Genomic DNA, 1,229 nt, shown 5'->3' with positions numbered 1-1,229 from the left:
GACCTCAAGCTCGATTTTTATCGCCTCTTACAGCATGCCAGCCTGTCTTACAATACAATAAAAATATCTTTTTGAGTTTTTTGTCCAAAAAATCAATGCGTACGCACCTTCTTCTTCGTGCTCAATTCTGGGTTTTTAGCTCTTTGCTATAATAGAAGCATATTAATCCAGGAGGTGCTTCTATGTTCAAAGAGTTAAAAGGTTTCGGCGGTAATTTGTTCGAGGCGGAGTTTGCTAAAAACGTGAAAGAAAATTATGCGTCCCATATCTTGGTTAAACTGGTCGATTTCGATTGGTCGTTTATTCGTAATGAAGCGAAATATTATTACAGCAAAACCGGTCAGCACGCCTTTGATCCTGTCCTGATGTTTAAAATACTTTTCCTCAAGGAGGCCATGAATTTGAATTCGGATTATCAGCTCGAAGAGTTGATCAATCTCCATATCCTCTTCCGCTTCTTCCTCAATGTATCTTTTGATGATGATTTGCCGGATCGCTCTACCATTGTGGTCTTCAGAAATATGCTGGTCGAGAAAGGATTATTCGACAAAGCTTTCCATAAAATCGTCCTCTATGCCCAAGAAAAGGGCTTTCTCAAAGATTGCTTGGGCGGAGCTGATTCTACCGTTATCGAAGCCAAGGTTAATCTTTCCCGCTGGGCCAAGAAAAAAGAAGACGAGGATGACAAAGATTACATTGACAGGAACAGCCCGGACAAAGAAGCGGCCTTTGGCGCCAAAGGGGATCAAAAATATTATGGCTACAAGTCCCATCAAATCACCGATATTCATTCAGAGCTGGTCGTTGCGGTTCAAACCACTCCGGCTAATGTTCACGATGTTATGCCTTTCCCTGACCTGCTGGCTTTGGGCAAAGCCCTGCTCCAGGAGAACCTTCTTGCCATTACTGCCGACAAGGCCTATGGCGGCAGAGAAAAAGAAATTCAAAATCTCAACATCATTGATTTTGTTATCCCGAAAAACAATCAGGATTTCTGGAAGCAATGGAAGGAAAGCAATGACGATTATGTTTATGCCCGCAATATGCGGCCGATTTGCGAGAAACCTTTTGCGGTAGGCAAGCGCAGTTATCGCCTCAAACGATGCCGCTACTGGGGATTACTCAAGACCCATGCCCAATCATTGCTGACTTACATGTCTTACAATCTCAAAAAGATTTTTGCCCCGCCGCCTTTAGAACCGGCCGCGATTGCGGCCTAAGGGATAACT

General features: G+C 43.6%; 1 protein-coding gene. It reads left to right on the top strand.

Annotated features, from left to right (window positions below; genetic code table 11):
- The first annotated feature begins 182 nt into the window (after positions 1 to 182).
- Positions 183 to 1,220, top strand: coding sequence for an IS5 family transposase (locus HZC34_04480; GenBank protein ID MBI5701088.1), 1,038 nt, complete (start codon positions 183 to 185; stop codon positions 1,218 to 1,220).
- Positions 1,221 to 1,229: the final 9 nt, after the last annotated feature.

Source organism: Candidatus Saganbacteria bacterium, from assembly GCA_016223245.1.
Classification (GTDB): domain Bacteria; phylum Margulisbacteria; class WOR-1; order XYC2-FULL-46-14; family XYC2-FULL-37-10; genus JACRPL01.
The sequence above is the reverse complement of the archived record's forward strand: the minus strand, read 5'-3'. Positions and strand labels throughout refer to the sequence as shown.